Origin of the sequence: [Clostridium] symbiosum ATCC 14940, from assembly GCF_000466485.1 — a bacterium.
In the GTDB taxonomy this organism is placed as follows: domain Bacteria; phylum Bacillota; class Clostridia; order Lachnospirales; family Lachnospiraceae; genus Otoolea; species Otoolea symbiosa.
Map to the genome: position 1 here is coordinate 1 of NZ_KE992952.1, position 5,463 is coordinate 5,463.

4 protein-coding genes and 7 tRNA genes are annotated in these 5,463 nt (G+C 46.1%); 3 read left to right on the forward strand and 8 right to left on the reverse strand.

All coding sequences use genetic code 11. The features are described from left to right. Nucleotides 1-39 precede the first annotated feature (39 nt). Complete coding sequence (locus CLOSYM_RS14495; RefSeq protein ID WP_044902461.1) at nt 40-1,089, forward strand: C39 family peptidase; 1,050 nt, start codon at nt 40-42, stop codon at nt 1,087-1,089. A 27-nt stretch (nt 1,090-1,116) separates the two neighbouring features. Then, nucleotides 1,117-2,811 (forward strand): FAD-dependent oxidoreductase, encoded by a 1,695-nt coding sequence (locus CLOSYM_RS14500; protein WP_021642684.1) that lies wholly within the window; start codon nt 1,117-1,119, stop codon nt 2,809-2,811. Between the two features lie 71 nt (nt 2,812-2,882). On the opposite strand, the gene CLOSYM_RS14505 is transcribed toward CLOSYM_RS14500, so the two are convergent. Continuing rightward, nucleotides 2,883-3,788 (reverse strand): DMT family transporter, encoded by a 906-nt coding sequence (locus CLOSYM_RS14505; RefSeq protein WP_021642685.1) that lies wholly within the window; start codon nt 3,786-3,788, stop codon nt 2,883-2,885. Between the two features lie 282 nt (nt 3,789-4,070). On the opposite strand from CLOSYM_RS14505, the gene CLOSYM_RS14510 reads away from it, so the two are divergent. Then, nucleotides 4,071-4,535 carry an Lrp/AsnC family transcriptional regulator gene (locus tag CLOSYM_RS14510; RefSeq protein WP_021642686.1) on the forward strand — a complete coding sequence of 155 codons (465 nt, stop codon included), beginning with the start codon at nt 4,071-4,073 and terminating at the stop codon, nt 4,533-4,535. A gap of 133 nt (nt 4,536-4,668) precedes the next feature. On the opposite strand, the gene CLOSYM_RS14515 is transcribed toward CLOSYM_RS14510, so the two are convergent. From CLOSYM_RS14515 to CLOSYM_RS14545, 7 genes are all read right to left on the reverse strand, one after another. After that, nucleotides 4,669-4,741 (reverse strand) — tRNA-Lys (locus tag CLOSYM_RS14515). Between the two features lie 18 nt (nt 4,742-4,759). Continuing rightward, nucleotides 4,760-4,832 (reverse strand) — tRNA-Phe (locus tag CLOSYM_RS14520). 116 nt (nt 4,833-4,948) lie between these two features. Then, nucleotides 4,949-5,022: transfer RNA gene (locus CLOSYM_RS14525), tRNA-Met, on the reverse strand. A 58-nt stretch (nt 5,023-5,080) separates the two neighbouring features. Beyond that, nucleotides 5,081-5,162: transfer RNA gene (locus tag CLOSYM_RS14530), tRNA-Tyr, on the reverse strand. Between the two features lie 15 nt (nt 5,163-5,177). Beyond that, nucleotides 5,178-5,250: transfer RNA gene (locus tag CLOSYM_RS14535), tRNA-Thr, on the reverse strand. Nucleotides 5,251-5,265: 15 nt separating this feature from the next. After that, nucleotides 5,266-5,338: transfer RNA gene (locus tag CLOSYM_RS14540), tRNA-Val, on the reverse strand. 15 nt (nt 5,339-5,353) lie between these two features. Further along, nucleotides 5,354-5,427, reverse strand: a tRNA-Asp gene (locus tag CLOSYM_RS14545). Nucleotides 5,428-5,463: the final 36 nt, after the last annotated feature.

Sequence of the window (5,463 nt, forward strand, 5' to 3'; positions counted from 1 at the left end):
TTTCTTGCTTACAAACTTATTATACGAGGAGGATCGACTATGAAACTACAAAAGAAATTATTGGGAACCGCGGTGGCTGCTATGCTGGCGCTCAGCGCCTGTTCTTCTCAGCCCACGACCCCGGTGGCGCCAACAGGAGAATCCGGGCCAGAAAACACGGCAGAGTTACAAGCAGAAGCTAAGGCAAATGAAGGCACTGACAATGAAGTCTTGGAAGCACCTGAGAAAGTAAAAGGAGAAACCCTGGCGGCTGAAGATATTGATCCGAACGGCGGGGCTGACCTTAACGGGGCAAATGATCATAATGTCTCAAAATACTGGGTTAACCCGGATTTTTATAATATGGAATCAGACGAAGAGGTGACAATTTTAAAGAACTTTAAAACCATGCAGCAGACCAGTGAATTCAGCTGTGCACCGTCTTCTGTAACCATGTCACTGGAATACCTTGGAGTACCAATGACAGAGTGGGAAGCAGCCGTAGGAATGCATTGCAATATGGATGAAGATGTGGACGGAGCGCTGCCCGGCTCCGCTGACAGCTGGTATGAACCTGGCGCTAATATAGGCAAAATTGTAAACTACCTGAAGACCATTCCGGATATAGAAATTGTCGAAGCTAATTATATTGAAAATCCGACCGAAGATGATCTGGTTGGGGATGAGGATATTGCGTCTCTTAAATATTCTCCTGTCATGAAAGGAAATTATAAGAAGTATTTTGACTCCTCGGCACTATATTCCAGTGAAAACGATCCAAATACCGATAAGTGGGTTACGGATGCAAGGGATTCTTTCTTTGTAAAATGGCTGACCGGTCACTTAAAAGAGGGTCATCCGATTATCACCCATACGAACCTCTGGAACGGGCACTATGTTGTAATTATTGGGTATGACAACATGGGAACACCGCAGCTTGGTGACGACGTATTAATTATTGCCGATCCATATGATACATGGGATCACTGGCAGGACGGATACATTGTGCAGCCGGTTGAAGAATTCTTCTTTGAGTGGAATGACTTCAATATTGCCCAAAAGCCATATCAGCTTCAGCCGTTTGTGGTCGTTGGAAAGAAGAGCAGCTGATTTTAGGCGGATTGGGGAAAATTGCATATGAGCAGGAAAACAGTAATTATCGGCGGCGTGGCTGGAGGTGCAACCACAGCCGCAAGGCTGAGACGCAGAGTTGAGGATATGGAAATCGTCCTGATTGAAAAAGGCGATAACATTTCATACGCAAACTGCGGTCTGCCATACTACATCGGCGGAATAATAAATGACAGGAACGAGCTTCTGCTGCAGACACCGGAAGCGATGAGAACAAAATTCAACATTGATGTCCGCGTGGCTAATGAAGTAACGGCTATTGACACACGCGGTAAAAGAATCACTGTCACCGACAAAAAGGCGGGGAAGGAATACACGGAAACTTACGATAATCTGGTCATTGCTACCGGTTCCGTTCCGTTTAAACCTCCAATTCCAGGCATAGACGGAGAGAACCTGTTCACGGTGTGGACTATTGCGGATACAGATTTAATAAAATCCTTTGTGGGACAGAGACAGCCAAAATCAGCGGCAGTAATCGGAGGGGGATTTATTGGACTTGAAATGGCTGAGAATCTTCGGGCGGCAGGTCTTAAGGTAAGTCTCATCGAAAGGGAAAATCAGGTTATGCCCCCGTTTGACTATGAGATGGCAGAGCTGCTGCATGAGAATATGAGAGCGAACCAAGTCGACCTTATTTTAGGAGATACGGTAAATGCCTTTCATTCTCAAAACGGCCGGACTACTATCCATCTGGACAGCGGAAGATCCCTGACTGCTGATATGGTGATATTATCCCTGGGCGTGAGGCCGAACAGCCGCATAGCCCGAGATGCCGGTATTGCATTAAATAAAGCCGGCGGCATCATAGTAGACGAATTTCTGAAAACCTCTGCCGAAGATGTATATGCCGTGGGTGACGTAATCGAGGTAACCGAGTTCATTACAGGTAAAACTGCAATGATACCTCTGGCCGGACCGGCCAATAAACAGGCCAGAATCTGTGCCGATAACATCGCTGGCGATAAAACAGCCTATCATGGCGCCATGGGAACCTCTGTGGCAAAAATATTTGATTTGACCGCAGCCTCCACAGGTTTAAACGAAAAATCCCTGATAAGCGCAGGATTGGTTAAGGGAATAGATTATGAGACAGTTTTAGTCAACCAAAAGTCACATGCCGGTTACTATCCAGGTTCCGTGCCGATTACACTTAAGCTTATTTTTAATAAAAACGGCGGCATACTGGGTGCCCAGATATCAGGACAGGACGGTGTCGATAAAAGAATAGACACGATTGCCTCCGTCATTCATATGAAGGGAACTATCTATGATCTGGAGGAGCTTGAACTGGCTTATGCGCCGCCATTTTCATCTGCAAAGGATCCGGTCAATATGCTTGGATTTGTTGCAGAAAACGTGATAAACCATCTGGTCTCCTTTATCTATGTCCATGAATTGGACCAGCTTAGCCGAATCAAGCCGGACAAGCCAGACGGAGAGTCTTATACTGTATTGGACGTTAGGGAGACACCGGAACGGCTGGAATCCGCAATTCCAGGCTCCATACATATACCTCTGGGGGAACTGCGGCTCCGCCTGGATGAACTGGTGCGCGATGAGCTGATTATAGTCTATTGTGCCATCGGAGTACGCGCATACAATGCAGCCAGAATCCTAATGCAATGCGGCTTCAAACATGTGAAGGTATTATCGGGAGGCATCACGTTTTACAACTCCATGCATCACCGGAAGCTATAAAATATAACCGTCTAATTTAACTTGGGGGAGTAACCTGAAATTATATATTCAGGTTACTCCCTCGTCCCTGTCTATTCTGTCCGGCCTTTTATATGATTAGACAGATAAACTCCTGTCAGGATTGCAATGGACCCAATCCCCTGCAATGCGGTAAAAGACTCCCCGAGAAACACGATCCCCGCCGCAATGGAGACCACGGTCACCAGATTAGTAAAGATACTGGCCTGCGCCAGATTCAAATAGGAAAATGCATAGTTCAGGAGAAAAAATGCTCCTACTGAAGAAAATGCCGCCAGATAAAAAATACTCCCCCAGACGCCCGGCCCCGACAGCGGCTGCAGGAGCCGGCCCAATGCGCCACCAGATTGTATCACTGAAAAACAGGTAAAAAACAGGCTGCCCAGCCCAATCATCACATAGGTCCGCTCAAACGACGTGAAGCTGTCCGCCGTATCCCTCATCAGAAGATTATATCCCACACTTGATACTACGGCGCAAAACAGAAATGCCACGCCTCCTGCCTCATTGCTTCCTCTCTGCTGAGCCAGACTTATCACCGCAACTCCAATCACGGAAAGCACCGCCCCAAAGACCTGCAGCCTTGATGGAATTTCTTTTCTGAAGAGAACTCCCGCAATCAGCGTGATCACCGGCACAATGGCTAGCAGTGTTCCCGCAAATGCCGTAGACGTCCCCCGAATCCCATAATTTTCGAATGTAAAATAAAGAACCGGCTGCACCAGCCCAAGCATGAGGATTTTTTGAACCGGCTTTCCCGTCAGCCTGATCTTCACTTTTCCGGTCAGCAAAACAAGATTAAGCATCACAAATGCCACTATAAACCGTACCGCCAGCAATACAAACGGCTCCAGCCGTTCCAGCGCCACTTTGGAAAATAAAAAGCTTAATCCAAAAAATGAATTTCCCAGCACAGCCGCAGCAACCGCTTTCATCATCCTGATATCCTTCTTCATCATCTTCACCCTTTTTCCTGTATTCCTATGTAATGTCGTTACGAAAGACTTTCACATTATACAGGCATCCGGGATAAACATCCATTTATCCACAATAACACGTTAAAAGATTTACTTTTTCCTCATTCAGACCTTAAATATTAAAGCCGTTGTGTAAAAACATAAGGTTACTGTTCCTCCCCCGCCAAAAAGGAGCGCCAAAAACCACCCGAGTAAAACGGTGTTCATTGTATTTAAAGCATGATTTTGTTATAATGGAGTTAAATTCTAAAATCAGATAAAGAGGTGACAGAAATCGATCAGACCGACCACAAGATAATACAGCTATTACGTGAAAATGCACGGATGTCTTTTTCAGAAATCGGGAACAGGACGTCCCTTTCTACCCCGGCCGTAAGCAACCGGGTTCAAAAGCTTCAGGAGCAGGGAGTCATTAAAGGATACACCGCTGTTCTGGATGCTCAGGCCATAAACAGGCAGATTATCTGTTACTGCCAGATTTTTTTACAGAGCAAACAAAAATCATCCACTCAGGTATTCCTGGACATGGTTCAGGAAGAACCTGATATATGGGAAGCTTATTGCATCAGCGGCGATTACGAATATTTACTGAAGATTGTAACATCCTCCACCCAAAGCCTGGAATCCATATTGGCAAAAATCCGTTCCGGAATACCGGCAATCAAAACAAAATCTTCCATTGTTTTGTCCTCCCTGAAAGAGGCTCCCTCCGTCTTGGATTTTAACTGAGACAGAATTTGACTAAAATGTAATTTGAGCGTGATTCTTCTGTTAAACGATAACCTGCACGCACAGGTCACCGTCATCAGCAAAAAAAGCGGAAAGCCCTGTAATTACAAGGTTTTCCGCTATCTTTCATTCATGAGGCATCGGGGATTCGAACCCCGGACAACTTGATTAAAAGTCAAGTGCTCTACCGACTGAGCTAATACCCCATTGGTATGAAACCAAAGTGCCCAGAACCGGAATCGAACCAGTGACACGAGGATTTTCAGTCCTCTGCTCTACCAACTGAGCTATCTGGGCTTGTCCATTTTTCACTTACAGCGCGTATACAAATAAGTTGCCAGAATCGCTCATATGTGCAAGCACTCTTGCTCGGTTCTGGCAACTCATTTATGCACGTCTCATTGCAAAAAAAATTGCGGGGGCAGGATTTGAACCTACGACCTTCGGGTTATGAGCCCGACGAGCTTCCAGACTGCTCCACCCCGCGGTATTATTTACATATTCTATTATATACAATAAGTGTGAAAAATACAACACCTATTTAATGGATGGAGGTGGATTCGAACCACCGAAGCGTGTCGCAACAGATTTACAGTCTGCCCCCTTTGGCCACTCGGGAACCCATCCAAATATTTAAAGCAAAGCCGATGATCGGACTCGAACCGATAACCTGCTGATTACAAATCAGCTGCTCTGCCAATTGAGCCACATCGGCGTTTTATAGAAGAAATGGGGCCTATAGGGCTCGAACCTATGACCCTCTGCTTGTAAGGCAGATGCTCTCCCAGCTGAGCTAAGACCCCTTATCTTTATAAAAACGACCCAGATCGGACTCGAACCGACGACCTCCGCCGTGACAGGGCGGCGCTCTAACCAACTGAGCCACTGGGCCATATATACCTTCAAAACCACATATTGAAATTCATCC